This window comes from Desulfosarcina widdelii, assembly GCF_009688965.1.
Taxonomy (GTDB): Bacteria; Desulfobacterota; Desulfobacteria; order Desulfobacterales; family Desulfosarcinaceae; genus Desulfosarcina; species Desulfosarcina widdelii.
The window spans coordinates 7,048,396-7,063,956 of record NZ_AP021875.1 but is presented as its reverse complement, the minus strand read 5'-3'; the positions used below and the strand labels follow the sequence as shown (position 1 = coordinate 7,063,956).

12 protein-coding genes are annotated in these 15,561 nt (G+C 56.3%); 7 read left to right on the top strand and 5 right to left on the bottom strand.

Features of this window, described 5'->3' with window-relative positions:
* Window positions 1-87: 87 nt before the first annotated feature.
* The 5 genes from GN111_RS32190 (at window position 88) to GN111_RS32170 (ending at window position 7,762) form a co-directional block, all read left to right on the top strand.
* A complete protein-coding gene (locus GN111_RS32190) occupies window positions 88-1,377 on the top strand; it encodes a sulfite exporter TauE/SafE family protein (RefSeq protein ID WP_155307666.1) in 1,290 nt (429 codons plus the stop codon).
* Window positions 1,374-2,060, top strand: coding sequence for a hypothetical protein (locus GN111_RS32185; RefSeq protein ID WP_155307665.1), 687 nt, complete (start codon window positions 1,374-1,376; stop codon window positions 2,058-2,060). Before GN111_RS32190 ends, GN111_RS32185 begins: the two co-directional genes overlap by 4 nt.
* A 200-nt stretch (window positions 2,061-2,260) precedes the next feature.
* Complete coding sequence (locus GN111_RS32180) at window positions 2,261-4,891, top strand: PEP/pyruvate-binding domain-containing protein (protein ID WP_155307664.1); 2,631 nt, start codon at window positions 2,261-2,263, stop codon at window positions 4,889-4,891.
* Window positions 4,869-6,341, top strand: a complete 1,473-nt coding sequence (locus GN111_RS32175) for a sensor histidine kinase (protein ID WP_155307663.1) — start codon at window positions 4,869-4,871, stop codon at window positions 6,339-6,341. Before GN111_RS32180 ends, GN111_RS32175 begins: the two co-directional genes overlap by 23 nt.
* Window positions 6,338-7,762 (top strand): sigma-54-dependent transcriptional regulator, encoded by a 1,425-nt coding sequence (locus GN111_RS32170; RefSeq protein WP_155307662.1) that lies wholly within the window; start codon window positions 6,338-6,340, stop codon window positions 7,760-7,762. The genes GN111_RS32175 and GN111_RS32170 overlap by 4 nt, the downstream gene beginning before the upstream one ends.
* A gap of 118 nt (window positions 7,763-7,880) precedes the next feature.
* Here the strand turns inward: GN111_RS32170 and GN111_RS32165 are convergent, their stop codons facing one another.
* The 5 genes from GN111_RS32165 to GN111_RS32145 form a co-directional block, all read right to left on the bottom strand.
* Window positions 7,881-8,903 carry an SPFH domain-containing protein gene (locus tag GN111_RS32165; RefSeq protein ID WP_155307661.1) on the bottom strand — a complete coding sequence of 341 codons (1,023 nt, stop codon included), beginning with the start codon at window positions 8,901-8,903 and terminating at the stop codon, window positions 7,881-7,883.
* Window positions 8,900-9,997, bottom strand: a complete 1,098-nt coding sequence (locus tag GN111_RS32160; protein WP_155307660.1) for an SPFH domain-containing protein — start codon at window positions 9,995-9,997, stop codon at window positions 8,900-8,902. The genes GN111_RS32165 and GN111_RS32160 overlap by 4 nt, the downstream gene beginning before the upstream one ends.
* Window positions 9,998-10,068: 71 nt before the next feature.
* Complete coding sequence (locus tag GN111_RS32155) at window positions 10,069-11,667, bottom strand: lipopolysaccharide biosynthesis protein (RefSeq protein ID WP_155307659.1); 1,599 nt, start codon at window positions 11,665-11,667, stop codon at window positions 10,069-10,071.
* Window positions 11,660-12,979 carry an L-cysteine desulfidase family protein gene (locus GN111_RS32150; protein ID WP_155307658.1) on the bottom strand — a complete coding sequence of 440 codons (1,320 nt, stop codon included), beginning with the start codon at window positions 12,977-12,979 and terminating at the stop codon, window positions 11,660-11,662. The genes GN111_RS32155 and GN111_RS32150 overlap by 8 nt, the downstream gene beginning before the upstream one ends.
* A 243-nt stretch (window positions 12,980-13,222) precedes the next feature.
* A complete protein-coding gene (locus GN111_RS32145) occupies window positions 13,223-14,467 on the bottom strand; it encodes an integron integrase (RefSeq protein ID WP_155307657.1) in 1,245 nt (414 codons plus the stop codon).
* 326 nt (window positions 14,468-14,793) lie between these two features.
* On the opposite strand from GN111_RS32145, the gene GN111_RS32140 reads away from it, so the two are divergent.
* Window positions 14,794-15,033: a hypothetical protein gene (locus GN111_RS32140; protein ID WP_176603307.1), complete on the top strand. Its 240-nt coding sequence runs from the start codon at window positions 14,794-14,796 to the stop codon at window positions 15,031-15,033.
* Between the two features lie 23 nt (window positions 15,034-15,056).
* Window positions 15,057-15,452: a hypothetical protein gene (locus GN111_RS32135; protein WP_155307656.1), complete on the top strand. Its 396-nt coding sequence runs from the start codon at window positions 15,057-15,059 to the stop codon at window positions 15,450-15,452.
* The last annotated feature ends 109 nt before the right edge of the window (window positions 15,453-15,561 follow it).

The following is a 15,561-nucleotide window of genomic DNA, read 5'->3' as shown; positions in this document are numbered from 1 at the left end:
CTCGGCATATCAACGGCAATCGAATATCACAGCGATGCATAACTTATGTAGGATTCTGTCAACCTTAAAAGAAAAGCGAGGGAGGATATGAACTTTTTCAAACAATGGGGCCAATTCATGATGGCAGGAGCCCGGGCCCATGCCCGCTGGGAAATCCAGATGTCCGCCAATATCCTGCACAGCCGCAAACGGGTACTGCTCCTGCTCCTGCTTCTGGTTCCGGTCATTCTCGGCGGCTTCGTCTTCGCCGACCAGGTGGGCAGTGCCATTCCCGACATTCTCGGCGGCAAGAAAGCATACAGCCCGGCATTTTACTCCACCGGCATCTTCATTGTCTCCATCCTCATCGGTCTGGGTGCCGGGCTGATCACCGGCTGCATCGGCGCCGGCGGCGGTTTCATCATTGCACCGGCTTTGATGAGCGCCGGCATCAAGGGTATTCTGGCCGTGGGAACGGATTTGTTTCACATCTTCGCAAAGGCCATCATGGGCAGCATCATCCACCGTAAACTGGGCAATGTTTCGGTTCCGCTGGCCGTGGTCTTTCTCATCGGCGCCATCCTGGGGGCTACGGCCGGCGGCCTGATCAACCGGGTATTGTATGAGCTTAACCCGGTGCTGTCCGACGCCTTCATCACGACCATCTACGCCCTGATGCTCGGTTTTCTGGGCTGCTACGCCATGCTGGATTTTCTCAAGGCCAGAAAGTCGGGCGACACCGGTGATGCCCACGGCGGCGGCAAGGCCGAGGGCGCAGAGCTGGGCGGCCTGCCCAAGAAGCTTCAGGCGGTCAACATTCCCCCCATGGTCAAGTTCGATTTCGACTTCACCCCCGGCGGCCGCAGCATTTCCTGGGTATTTCTGGTACTCTCCGGCGCCCTGGTGGGGCTGGCGGCCGGCATCATGGGCGTGGGCGGTGGTTTTCTCACCTTCCCCATATTCGTCTACATGCTGGGCGTCTCCTCCATGACCACGGTGGGCACCGACATCTTCCAGATCGTCTTCACCGCCGGCTACGCATCCATCAGTCAGTACGCCATTTACGGGTTTATCTTCTATACCCTGGCCATGGGCATGCTGCTGGGATCGCTGTTGGGCATCCAGATCGGTGCCATGGTCACCAAGGTGGTTCCCGGCATCACCATCCGCGGCTTTTACGCCATGGCCGTCCTGGCCGGTTTCGTCAACCGTTTCTTCGCCCTGCCCGCCAAACTGGGAGAAATGGGCGTCATCGACATCTCCAAGGCGCTCGGCAAGACGCTGGACACCATCGGTGTGTGGGCCTTTTTCATCGTAATCGCCGGCTTCGGCGTCTGGGTGATCGGAACCTTTTTGAAAAACATCTCGGTACTCAAAGGGGAGGGAGAACACGCATGATCGCACATAAGAAAAAATTCACCACCGGCCTGGTTCTGATAGCGATGTTCATCGTTATTCTCGTCGCCATTTTCATGCCCCTGTTCAACGGGCACAACGGACTGGAATATCTCGACAACCTTTATAACTCCATCTCCAAGGGATCGGCCTACTACATCGATTCGGTTCGCACGGAAGTGCAAAGTCTCGAACAGTCGGACCTGACCGTGAACCTGACCATGGCCAGCGAGGTCCAGGCCCAGCAGACCGTGTCCCTGTTCATGAAGGCCGGCGCCCAGGTCGGCCAGGAGGGCAACCAACTGACGGTAACCGGCAACATGGCCAAAATTCTCGGCTACTGCCTGGACGACGCCCAGTTGATGTACGACAACGACGGCGCGGCCGTATCCGCCAAGTACGGCTACGCCGAAAAGGCGGCGCTGTACAACTGGTGGAGCGCGCTCAAGTCCATGGACTTCAGCCTGAAAAAGCAAAAACAGTTCAAGGCGGCCAAGATCGCGGACATGGTAAAGGCCAAGGCCGTGGAAACCGCCTATAACTATTACGGCATCGAGGCTCAGAACATTTCCGACCGCTTCGGGGTTGTCCTTTTTTCGTTGATCTTTTACGTGGTCTACACCTTGTGGTATGGTTTCGGCATCATGGATCTTTTCGAGGGCTGGGGATTGCGGCTGGAGCACTAGACGGAGGTCGGAGGACCGAGGACGGAAGACGGAAGTTGAATAGCCACCTTCCGTCTTCCGACATCCGACATCGGTCCTCTGACTTCAGACATCCGACTTCCGATCTCCGCTCTCTGACCTCTGCAATGTGAAGAGTTGAAGCGTACCGCAACTAGCGGGCTTTGTATGAAACCTCCTAACTCGGGAATCAAGAAACATCAATGGGCCTCTGGCAACGACTCATCGACCGGTTTACTGCCGACAAAAAAAGTGTGGACACCGGTGATGCCGAGGCCCTGCGTCTCGAATTCCAATCGCGCTATCATCACTTCAAACTGCTGTTAAATGCCAACAATCAGGCCCTGGAAATCATGGCCGACCTGGAAATGTCCCTGGCAGGCGATTTTCCCTTCGGCATGAAATTCATCCGCTCGCGCGCCATGGGGGCCTACACCCGCGTCTACCAGATCGTCCAGCACCTGTATGAGCTGGCGCCGGGAAAATACAAGGCCCTGTCATCCCGCCTGGATGCGATCCGACAGGACCTCGACGCCCTGGTCAATCCCCGGCGGCCAGCCAGCCCCCAGGGACCGCTGATTCTGCCGTTCTCGGACATGAATATCGGCCACGCCGATCAGGTCGGCATGAAGATGGCCAATTTGGGGGAAATGGCCAACCGTCTGCAGATTCGGGTGCCCGACGGTTTTGTCATCACAGCCCGGGCCTTCCACCTGTTTTTGGATCACAACGACCTTCAAACTGAAATCCGCCGGCGGATCCAGGTTGCCGAGGAAAAAGGATCCCACCAGCTTTATACCGTCAGTGCCGACGTTCGCAAACTCATCCAGGCCGCGCCCCTGCCCCCGGAACTGGAGAGCGCCATCATGGCGGCCTACGAGGAACTGTCCGCCCGCCATCGGTCGAAAGTGCGCCTGGCCGTGCGATCCAGCGCCCTGAACGAAGACCAGGAGGGCGCCTCCTTTGCCGGCGTCTATCAAAGCGCTCTGAACATCGAACCCGAACATCTGCCGGACACCTACAAACAGATCGTGGCGGCGGCCTATTCCCCTTCGGTCATGTCGTATTGTCTCAATCGGGGCATCTGCGGCGAAACTACGGAGATGTGCGTGGGGGTGATGCAGATGGTGGACGCCGTCAGCGGCGGGGTGCTTTACACGGCCAACCCCATGAACATCCGGGACCGGTCGATAATCATCAACGCCGCCTGGGGGCTGCCCAAGGCCGTTGTGGAGGGCACGACAGCAACGGACCTCTTTCGCGTGACCAAAGAACCGGAAGTCAAGGTTATCCAGCGTCAGATCGCCACCAAAGAGAAAAAATATGTCTGCTACCCGGACGAGGGGGTCTGCCGGTTGGACGACACCGGTCCCGACATGTCCCTGGCCTCGCTCACCGACCGTCAGGCCGTGGACCTGGCCGAAGTGGCGCTGCGCATCGAAGAGACCTACGGCAGGCCCCAGGACATCGAATGGGCCATCGACGGGTCCGGTGACATCGTTCTGCTGCAATGCCGGCCCCTGCAAGTCGTCACCGCCCCGAACCGGATGACGGAAGCGGGCGACGACCACCTGCCGCCCAGTCTTTATCAGGGCGGCATCACCGCATCTCCCGGCGTTGCAGCCGGGCCGGTTCATCTTCTCCTTAAAGACGTCGACGCCCTGCAGTTTCCCGACGGCGGGGTCATCGTCACCGACCGGGCCCTGGCCCGCTGGGCCGCGCTGTTGCCCCGGGCGGCGGCCGTTGTCAGCGAAAAGGGAAGCCTGACCGGTCATCTGGCCAATGTGGCCCGGGAATTCAACGTGCCGGCCCTTTTCGGTGCCGAGGGCGCCATCGAGCGGCTCACCGGAAAAGCAGAGGTCACGGTGGATGCCGATGCCGGACGGATTTATCCCGGAACGGTCCCTTCCCTGCTGACCGAAAATCTTGCGAAGAAATCCAAGGCGCTCATGAAGGGCACCCCGATTTACGAAGTTCTCGAACAGGCCGCGGGTCTGATCACCCCGTTGAACCTGCTGGACCCGGACAGCCATTCCTTTACGGCGGCCAATTGCCGCACGCTGCACGATATCACCCGGTTTTGCCACGAGAAAAGCGTTCACGAGATGTTTCGCTTCGGCAAGACCCACCGGTTTCCCGAACGTTCGTCCAAACAGCTGCGCGTCAACATTCCCATGCAGTGGTGGGTGCTCAACCTGGATGACGGCTTCAAAACCGACGCAGCCACGGACCGGTATGTGGACATCGACAATGTGGCCTCCATCCCCATGCTGGCGCTGTGGGAAGGCATCAGCACCTATCCGTGGGAAGGACCGCCGCCGGTGGACGGCAAGGGTTTCATGTCGGTGATGTTCCAGGCCACCCAGAATCAAGCTTTGCTGCCCACGGTGCGGACAACCATGGCCAACCGCAACTATTTTATGATATCGAAAAATTATTGCAGCCTGCAGTCCCGCCTGGGATTTCACTTCGCCATAACCGAAGCGCTGGTGGGAGACCGGACCACGGAAAACTATGTCAGTTTCCAGTTCAAGGGTGGGGCGGCCGACTTCAACCGCCGTTTGAAACGGGTCCATCTGGTAAAGGATCTGCTGGATCAATACGGGTTCAGAAGTGAAATCGCCAAGGATGCGCTGCGGTCCCGCATCGAACAGCACGATACTGCGACAATGGCTGACAAACTGAAAATCCTGGGGTACCTGACCATTCATACCCGCCAGTTGGACATGGTCATGGCCAACCCGGCCATGCTGGCGCATTACCGGCAGAAGATGATCGACCAGATCGAAGCGATGTTGAAAGGAACCGTTCATGTGGTCCCGCATCAGTCTTAAAAACAGAATCTACATCCACCTGGCTGCGATTTTTCTGGTCACGTTTTCCGGTGCCGCGGTCATGGTCTGGTATTCCTACAGCATCGAGGGCGTACTGACCACCATCACCGAGAAAAACCTGGTGGCCTTTCAAAGCGCCGAATCACTGGAAATCGCGCTGGTCAACCAGAAAGGGTTCGTCTCTTACTATTTTCTCGACGGAAACCCGGACTGGCTGGTGCAGCTAAAGGAGTATCGCCGCATATTCAGCGAACAGTTGGGCCGGGCCGAAGTTCTGGCCCATTCCACGGAACAGAGGGAAACCATTGCCCGCATCGCCGAGGAATACGATCACTATATCCGGGACAAGGACAACGTGATCGATTTCTACAAATCCGGGCAGATCCAGTTCGGATCGAAACTGCACCAGGAAGTGCGCAGCCGCTTTTTCAACATCCTTCAGATGTGCGAAAAGTACAAACAGGAGCAGACCCGATCGATCATGGAAGCCAAACGGTCGGCGCTGATCGAAGCGGCACGGCTGCGGGATACCGCCATGGCGGTTATCGTGACCCACATCCTGCTGGTGGGGCTGCTCATCTACCTGCTGGTTTTCCAGATTCTCAACCCTTTGCGCGCCTTGATCATGGAAGCCAGCCGCAGCGAGGATATCGAGCTGTCCGGCAACGTGGTCACAACGCTGAGTAAAAGCGTGCGCGGACTCATCGAAGATGTGGGGCAGACCCAGGAGGCCCTGGAAAAAAGCCGCGAGAACCTGCTGCAGGCGGAAAAGATGGCCATGGTGGGGAAGCTGGCGGCAGGCATGGCCCACAGTGTGCGCAATCCTTTCACCTCCGTCAAAATGCGTCTCTTCTCGTTAAACCGGTCCCTGGAGCTGTCCGGCACCCAGAAAGAGGATTTCGAGGTCATCTCCGAGGAGATTGACCACATCGACACCATCGTCCAGAACTTTCTGGAATTCTCCCGGCCGCCGCGGCTCAAAATGCAGCCGATCAGCCCGTCTACCGTGGTGGATACGGCCATGCGGCTGTTGCACTATCGTCTGGAATCCTACCATGTGGAGGCCACCGTCCATCGCGAAAAGTTGCTGCCGACTGTCGATGCCGACCCCGACCAGCTCAAGGAGGTCCTGGTCAATCTGATCGTCAACGCCTGTGAGGCCATGTCCGGCGGCGGCACCATCGACATCCACGAACGCGTGACCGGCAACCCTTCCGATCGGCTGCTGGCTGAAATCCGGATCATTGACAACGGACCGGGCATCCCCCCGTCGGCCATCAAGAAGGTATTCGACCCCTTTTTCACAACCAAGGAAGACGGCACGGGACTGGGGCTGAGCATTGTCGAACGGATTATCCGCGAGCACGGCGGAAGCGTCGATCTTTTCAGCCATGAGAATCAGGGAACAACCTTTACGATCACACTGCCGACCAAAGGAGGAGGCCTGTGAGCACCATTCTGATTATCGACGATGACGATCAGTTGCGCATGAGTTTCGAACGGCTGCTGCAGGAAGAAGGATACGAGGTTCGCACGGCGGCGTCAGGAGAAGCCGGGATCCGCATGGTCCAGGAGGCTCTTCCCGACCTTGTGGTCCTGGATGTACGCCTGCCGGGCATGAACGGCCTGGAGACATTCAAACGCATCCACGCCATCGACCAGAAGCTGCCGGTCATTGTCATGACCGCCTTCGGCACCACGGAAACTGCCATCGAGGCTACCAAGCTGGGCGCTTTCGATTATGTCATCAAGCCCTTCGACATCCCCCAGATGCTGGCGACCATCCGCCAGGCCCTGGAGACCGGACGGTTCATGCGTTCGCCCATCGACATGGACGTGGGACCGGACAAGACCCGCGGAGAGGCCATTATCGGAAAAAGCCCGGTGATGCAGGAGGTCTATAAATCCATCGGCCGGGTATCGGCCACCGAGGCCACCGTTCTCATCCGCGGCGAATCCGGTTCCGGCAAGGAACTGGTTGCCCGGGCCCTTTACCAGCACAGCATGCGCAACGAAAAACCGTTTCTGGTGATCAACTGCGTGGCCATCCCCGACACACTGCTGGAAAGCGAACTCTTCGGCTATGAGAAGGGCGCCTTCACCGGTGCAACCCACCGCAGGGTGGGCAAGATCGAACAGGCCAGCGGTGGTACGATTTTCCTGGACGAAATCGGCGACATGCCCATGAACCTGCAGGCCAAAATGCTACGCCTGCTCCAGGAAAAGAGCATCGAGCGCCTCGGCGGCCGCGAGACCCTGCCGGTGGACGTGCGCATCATCGCCGCCACCAACCGGGATCTGGAGCATTTGATCACCACCGGCCAGTTCCGGGAGGATCTTTACTATCGCCTTAAAGTGATCAGCATCTGGCTGCCGCCCCTGCGGGAGCGCACCGGCGACATTCCCCTGCTGGCCGACTATTTTCTGGCCCGCTTCTCATCGGAGTTGGGGATCGAAAATCCCGGAATCACCCACGAGGCCATGAGCCTGCTGGTTTCCAGCCCCTGGCCGGGCAACATCCGCGAACTGTCCAACACCCTGCAAAAAGCCCTGATCTTCAATCGCGGAGCCCCCCTGAGCCTGGAGGACATCACCCAGGCTGCCAGCGGTGATCCCCAGAAGGGCAATCCCCATGAAACCGCCTGCGACGAAAGCATCCGCACCTGGATTCGCAGCCTGCTCTCCAAGGGAGACCAGAACAACCTGTTCGAAAACTGCCTGGATCATTTCGGCAGCATGCTGGTGGGCGAAGCGCTGAACCTGACCGGCGGCAACCGCTCGCGGGCCGCGAAACTGCTGGGCATCTCCAGGCCAACCCTGCACGCCAAGATCGACAAGTACCACTTGAAGATCGAAACCAGCGTGAAGTGAGGGTACAGTGAACAGTGGTCTGTGAACGGTGAATTGAGCCGGTGCGCCACTTCCTGTTCACCGGTCGCTTTTTTCTGACTACGGTCTTTTCCGTTCACGGTTCACTGTTCACGGATCTTTACTTCTTACCCAGCGACTTCACCCCCATCGTATTGATCAACTGGTTGATATCGGTGGTCTTCAAATTCATGCCCCCCTCGGATACGGGCAGCAGCATGATCTTTTTATTCTGCATGGCCTCGGCAATGCGCAGTTTCACCAGGGCCTCGCCGCCGGAGCCAGCCAGGGCGTTGTTCATCTCCTGGATCCCCTTGGCCTCGGCGATCCCCTCGGCCTTTATGGCTTCGGCGAGCAGTTTCTGCTTCTCGTAATAGACGTCGGCTTCGATCTTGGCCTTGCGGTAGACGCCGTCGGCGTCGGCAATCATTTTGTTGACCTCGCCCTTGGCTTCCTCCAACTTGCGCTTATACTCTTCCAGCGCGGCGTGCTGGGCCGACTTGTTCTTCTGCACCTGCTGATCGGCCACTTTCTTGTCCTCGATGGCCTTCTGGTACTCCTTGTTGAAACGGTAGTCCTTGGTGAGCACTTTTTCCACCACGATGCCCATGGGACCGAGCATCTCCTGAAGCACGTCCTTGGCCCGCTGGGCCTGAAGCTCCCGCTTTTCGGCCACGTAGAACTCCTCGGTGGCCAGTTCGCCGAAGATGTCCCGGGGCTTGCTGCGGGCGATGGTGCGTACGATCTTGTCCCGCAGGGTGCGGTTGTTGACGGCAACGTTCTGCAGAATATACGGTGCCTTTTCCGTATCGATGCGATAGGCGATGATCACGTCAAGGCTGATGTCGTTTCCGTCAATGGTCTTGAAGAGCAGATCGTCGCGGGTGCGCCGGTCCCCGCGTCCACGATCAAACACCATTTCCAGATTCTGCAGCTTGGTGTCGAAGGTGTGCCAGTCGTTGATAAAAGGCATAAAAATGTAGGTGGACCCCGGCGCGTAGGCTTTGTCCTCCACGCCTTTGCCGGTGAGAGCGAATTTTCGGGTGCGCACGCCCACTTCGGTTTCCCCGGTGGTATAGAAAACACATCCCGTGGTGCCGAACATCAGGCAAACCGCCAGTATGATCCAGATCGACCGCTTCATTGGGCACCTCCTTTGCGTACGTCGAAAAGCTTGAGGGCGTTGTCCAGATCCAGGGGGTTGACCCCGGAACTGCCGTCGCTGGGCAGCACGATCAGATCCAATCCCTTGTAGACATCGGCCATTTTCAATCCCACCATTCTTTCGGAACCGACTCCCTTGAGGGCGTCGTTCTTCAGGCGGACCTTCTCCGCCTCGGCCAGTTTGACCAACAGGTCGGCCTCGGCCTTTTTGGCCCTCACATACAGGTCCTTTTCGGCAATCTTGCGGGTCACGTAGGCCCTGCCCTGCTCCATCTCCACGTCCACGACGACGCGCCCTTCCTGGACGATCTTCTTCAACTGGGCTTCCTCCCTGGCGGCCCGGGCCGCGGCCTGGTTGGTGAAGACCAACTGGTCCTTGAGCTTCTTCTCTTCGATGTTCTTCTGGATCTCGGGGCTGTAACGGAAGTAGCGCACCAGCACATGCTCCACGCGGATGCCTTTGGGATTCAATTCCTCGTTGAGCCGGTCGCGGGCCTCGCGGGCCTTGTCGACGCGCATGAAGCTGTTGTAGAAGTCCTCGGTGGTCAGCTTGCCCAACGTCTCCTTGAGGGCCGGTTCGGCCTTGGGGATGATGCCGTTGTCTTCGAACAGGCTGCCGGGTCCGATTTTGGTAAACACCAGGTACGGGTCTTCGATGCGATAAAGAATGGAGACATCCACGTCCACGAAAAATCCGTCGGAGGTCTGGATGTGGGCCACCCGCTCCTTGCGGGCCTGGTCTGCGGCCGTTTTCGGATAATCGGTCAGTTCCAGCACCTGCACGTCCCGCGGCAACCGGTACATCTGCTGCATGCCGGGCACCACCAGGTTGAGTCCGGCGGTGTACACTTCCTGCTGGACGCCGCGGTTGATGCCCAGGCGCACCACCTTGATGCCGAATTCGTTGGGTTTTACATAAACGAACAGCAGATTGTAGGCAAACACCAGGACAGCAGCGGCGATAACGAAATATTTGAACTTGCCGCCGCCGGGAATCCGGAATTTTGGAATCGAAATTCTCCTTTTTCTGATCTTTTTGATCAGTTCCGGCTCCTGCGGGCTTTGTTCTTCCATGGGGTTTCCTCCTTTTGTTGGAAGATTCTATATGTATTTAATGCGAATACGTTGATTTTTATGCGCTTTTCTCAGCCTGCCGTTCTTCCCGACGGCTTATCGAAAAAACCGCCTGCCCATAAAAAGACGCCGAACAGGATCGGGGAAAGCAAAATCCACGGGAATACGCCCATGCCCGACCAAGCCATGAGAACATAGGTCAGGTAGAGCGCGGCCGCCGCACCGGGCCAGAAAAAGATGGAACCGCGCAAACCGGCTGGCAGCAGCCGTGCAAAGAGAAAAAAATGGATCAGCATGGCCCCCGAGGTGGCCATGGCCGCGCCATCGATTCCGGCAAAGGGAATCAGATTGATGTTGAGCATCAGGTTGACGGCGGCCACCGCCAGGTTCATCCGCTTCAGCCGCTCGCTCTTCTCCAGAGCCTCGAAAACCGGCTCCAGGGCCGTGACCGCCGAGAAGAAAATCAACCCCGGCATCACCAGGGCGAAGACCGCAAACGTCTCGGCGGCCTGCTGGCGGCTGTCGTAGACCAGCTCCAGCGCCTGCTGGAAATGCCCCAGGACGAGGATGGCCAGCAAGCCGTGGACGAAAAACATCCCACGGGCGGTGCGGCCCACAAAAGGGACCAGATCGCCGTTTAGCCCGGCTCGCACCCGCTGGTTGGCCGCTTTTCGAAAAACCGAGCGCAGCCCTCCCGGAGCCACCAGAAACAGCCGCGCCAGAATCAGGGCCCGGGCGTAAAGCCCCAGCTTCACTGGATCGACGAACCACCCCAGGATCAACATGTCCGCATAAAACACCACGTCCAGCAGGTTGTCGGTAAACAGAAAGGCCCGGCCCTTGTCCACCATCTGCCCGACCTGTTTCCACCCGGCAAGGACGCGGGCGGCACCCGGAAGGCGGACCGTCTTGCGCCCCAGTCCCAGCATGACGATCTGGCTCAACAAAAACGCACCGGCCAGCAGGGGCACCGGGACCCGGAAGAGGCAGAGCATCAGGGTAGCCCCCAGGAAAACCAGCCGCTGACGAATTCTCAGGCCGGCGGCTGCAGCGTGCCGCCCGGTTCCATTGAGCATGGCCAGTTTCAGGGCGTTGATGTTCTGAAAAAAGACCGTGGGTCCCAGAAGCAGGATCAGGAAATTGTCCGCCGAGCCGGGACCGGGTCCAGCGAGCAGGAAGGCATAGAGCGTACACACGGCCACCGCAGCGCCCCCTAAGGAGAGCAAGGCTGCCAGGGCCCGGGCGCAGAGGACATCGGCGGATTCGGGAGACCGGGCCATGCGGTTTTCCACATAAACGGGGATGCCGTAGCGCCCGAGATATCCCGCAATGGCCAGTAATGAGAAAAACCAGGCGAAAACTCCCAGGCCGGCCGGGCCGTAGTGGCGATCCACCAGGATCATGGCGATCAGACCGGAAAGGACGGCAGCCAGTCGATCCAGAACCGGCAGAACGGTCTGTCGAGAAAAGAGATCCGCACCGGCGCCCTTTCGAGAGAAAAGCGCGTCCAGCCACGCCGCAACCCGTTCATGCCCGCCGGTCATCCGGTCAAACGCCGCCATCAGGTCCAGGCGGCGGGTCGGCAGACCGCCGGCTCCCGTTTTCGACGATACGTCCACCCAACCGGAGTCGTCCTCCTGACCCGAGTTATGTCCCGGTTTGTCAGACATCGGAGAACTGCTTCTCCAGCATGATGTTCAGAATGGTGCGGTCGGTTTCGATCATTCCCTGGGTGGTGAGGGTGCCGATATTCTTCATGGTGTCTTCGGGAGAACGCCCGATGATGCCGTCGGTGAAGCTGACGTTGACTCCCTGAAGGGAGAACAGGGCAGCCTGCACCGCCGTTCCCGCGGCGGTGGCCAGCTTAAGGGCGCATCCGCCCTTGGCGCCATCGCAAATCACGCCGGCCAGGTCCTCGGTAAGGTTTTTGATGGCGCCGGCAATGTGCTGTTTGGTGCCGCCCATCAGGTAGGTGATGCCGGCCGTGGCGCCTGCTCCGGCGGCCACGCTGCAGCCGCAGATGGCGGACAGCCGCCCGGTGTAGGCCTTGACGTAGGCGGTGATGATGTGGCTCAGACCGATGGCCTCGATCACGAGGGCATGGTCCACGGAGAGAAATTCTTCGACAGCCACGATGGGCAAAATGGCAGTCAACCCGTGGTTGCCGGACCCGGCGCTGCTCATGGCCGGCAGTTTGACGCCGGACATGCGGGCATCGGCAGCCGAGGAAGCCAGAATCCGTGCGGCGACGAGCATGTCCCGCTTGATCAGCCCCTGGCGCACCAGACGCTCCATGGTGCGCCCGACGCCCAGCCCCGGGCCGTGTTTGAGGCCGTAGTCCGCCAGTCGCAGGTTGACGTCGACGCCGGCCTGTAGAAAGTTGCGGTCCTCGTCATCCAGGTCGTCCAGCAGTTCGATCAATTGATCCAGGGTCAGGGCCTTGAGCCAGGCTTCCAGTTCGGCCAGCCGGCTTGTGCCGTTTTTCTCGGCGGCATGGGGCAGCAGGTCGCTTTCGACAATCTCCTGGTCATCTAAACTCAGGGATACGACGTTGTCGTGCAGACCGGTAATCACCGATTCCGCCGTGTGACCGCCCCCGTTGACCACGGTTCTGATATGCAGCCCCACCTGGTCCCGCAGCAGGTTTACCTTCACCCGTCCCGCCTTCACCATTTCGATGGCTGCGGTTACGGCGGTCTCGTCCACGGAATCGAGCACTTCAAGCCTCAGCTTCGGATCGCCACCCATGGCCCCTAAAGCCGATGCCATGTCCAGCCCGCTCAGACCGTCGGTTCCGGGTATCGATACGGCCAGACCGTTTTTATAGATATTGGGGTCCACCCAGATCTCGATGGCGTCGATCCGCTTTTCCGGCAGCAGCGAAACGGCCGCGGCGGAACCCAGGGCGATGGCCACCGGCTCGGTGCAGCCCAGAGCGGGAGCCACCTGTATTTTGAGGATATCTTTGACGCGAAATTCCATTCTCGCCTCCTTGCCGACTGCTGAAGATAGAGTCCTTCGTTGCGAAACAGCATATTGTTTTTTTCGGCTTTGTACAACCAGTTGGCACGGTGTAAGCGGAGCCACCGCATTTTAAGAAATGCTTTATAAGCCTTGACCTATACAAATTTCGCGGATGTGCGCTTTTTCTATGAGCGTTATCATCATCTGTTTGTAGTCGTGTAGCGACGGCAAATGATAACTGCTCCCGGCATTCGAGTTTCATTACCCCGGCCGATCCAACGGGCTTGTAACGCCCAGGGCATTCTTCCGCGCGACATGGGTGTACACCATGGTTGTCTGGACGCTGGAATGCCCAAGCAACTCCTGAATCGTCCTCAGATCCGTACCGCTTTCGAGCAAATGCGTGGCGAAACTGTGCCGCAGAGTATGAACGGTCACCCTTTTGGTTATCATAGCCCTGTTTGCTGCCTTTTTGATGTGTTTTTGCAAGGAGGTGGAGTGGATATGGTGACGCCGGACGATTTGGGTCCTTGGATCGACGGATAGATTCTTCGATGGAAAGACCCACTGCCAGATCCATTCCTTGCCGGCGTTGGTATATTTTCTTTCCAGGGCATTTGGCAGTTGAACTCCGGACACCCCGGCTTGACGATCCTCTTCGAAAAGTTTCCTGACCCGTTCGATGTGTATTTTAAGGGGATTTACCGCGACACCTGCCAGAAGCGTTCGTCGATCCTTGTCGCCTTTGCCTCGGATGCTGAGGATATTCTGCTCGAAATCGATATCCTTGATTCGAAGGGAAATACATTCCTGCAAACGAAGCCCACCCCCATAAATAATTTGTGCCATCAGCAAGGGGATTCCGGAAAGTTGCTCAAGCAAAAGAGATATCTCCGTTCGGGTTAAAACCACAGGAAGCCGTTTTTTTGGCCGTGCGCGTATGGCGTCCCGTATGTCGCCAGGATCGCGGCCGAGTACGTTCCGATAAAAAAAGAGCAGTGCGTTAAATGCCTGACTCTGGGTCGATTTGGCCACATTTCGCTCTACGGACAGGTAGGTCAGGTAATCCATTAAATGACGATCGCTAATGGTTTCGGGAGGCGAATTGTCAACGAAACGATAGAAATCCTTGAGCCAATGCAGATAGGTTTGTTCTGTTTTGTATGCACAACCTTTCAAACGCAAGCGTTTTACCATATTGTCGGCAGCTTTTTTCCAGGCACCCGAAGACGGCGAAGCAGATTTTTTGGATGATAAACGTTTCCCTGTGCTCTGAACATAACGGTAAAGTTCGATAGCTTTTTTGGCCTGCTGGACTTGCCAGGACTCACACTGGTTCTCCAGATGGCCAAGAAACTCATGAACCTCACTGGGGTCAAAGGGTTGGCCAGGATTTTTGTTGCAATATGCAAAAAATTGGGTGACCCATCCCAAATAGTATGCTATTTGGTTGTCAGGAATTTTAACTTTTAATTTTATATAGTTGCGGTAATTTTCAAAATCCATTACCAATTATCCCATATTTTTATACAGACTCTGTATAATATTGCTATATTAAACAAAAAGCAGAACTTTTTATTGATTATCGGCAATTCTTAACTTTTTCTTTAATTACTTTTCCATGTAAATACAGAGCGTTGAATATTTTTATCACAATCGTGCTTCGGAAATTTTAGCTTTTTTGCAGTTCAAAGATAATAAAGTCGTTTAATATCAAGTCGTTTTACTCCATAGTAAGATCTTCAGACATTAAAAACGCTTATCTGAGTTATGAAAAAGCGGAACTCTGTATAATCTATAAGTTAGCGAGTAAACGAAGAAAGGGAAATTATATGGCTGAAATCTTTCTGTTAATAGGCTTAGGGGTTTTCATAATTGGCGGTATCGGATTTTTAATTGCAGCCTTTAAGACGAGTATCCTTTGGGGGTTAGGCTGTCTTTTTCTTGCTCCTATTCAAATCATATATTTATTCGTTCATTGGGATAGCGTAAAGAAACCATTTTTGCTTCAATTAGCAGGTGGAGTTGTAATGCTGACTTCAGCATATCTTCAAGGCCAAATAAATATCTGAAGACTATAAAAATAAGACAATCAATGCCTCGTAGATTAACACAAACAAAATCTGGAACTCATCAGGTTCTAAAAAATACGTCTTTCGAAAGCAGGGTTGTTAGCTGGTTGATGCAAGACGGCTGGCAAGTTTTCCTTCCGGTTTTAGACAATGGACACAAAACTGACATATTGATCTCGGATGGACCGAATTATTACAGAATACAGGTTAAAACCATCGAAGCGACAAGTGAAGATCAGGTGATTGAAAATAAGTGGGTTGAAAGTAATGTTGATGTTATTATTTTCTTTGCCCGAAATTCAAATTGGGGATACATATTACCCTTTTTCGAAGAAACCAAAAGACCTTTAAATCACTCTTCTCATAGGAAATTTGTACAAAATAAAAAGGATTTTTTGAAGGAATTTCATCAATTGTAACATTTCGCTAACCAAACGCTGAAGAGGGACCGGGCGTACTGCGCACTTTTTGCAAAAGCCCGTGGTTTAAGGAAATAAAAACTCTTTGCTGAGGCTACGGGTTATAGCG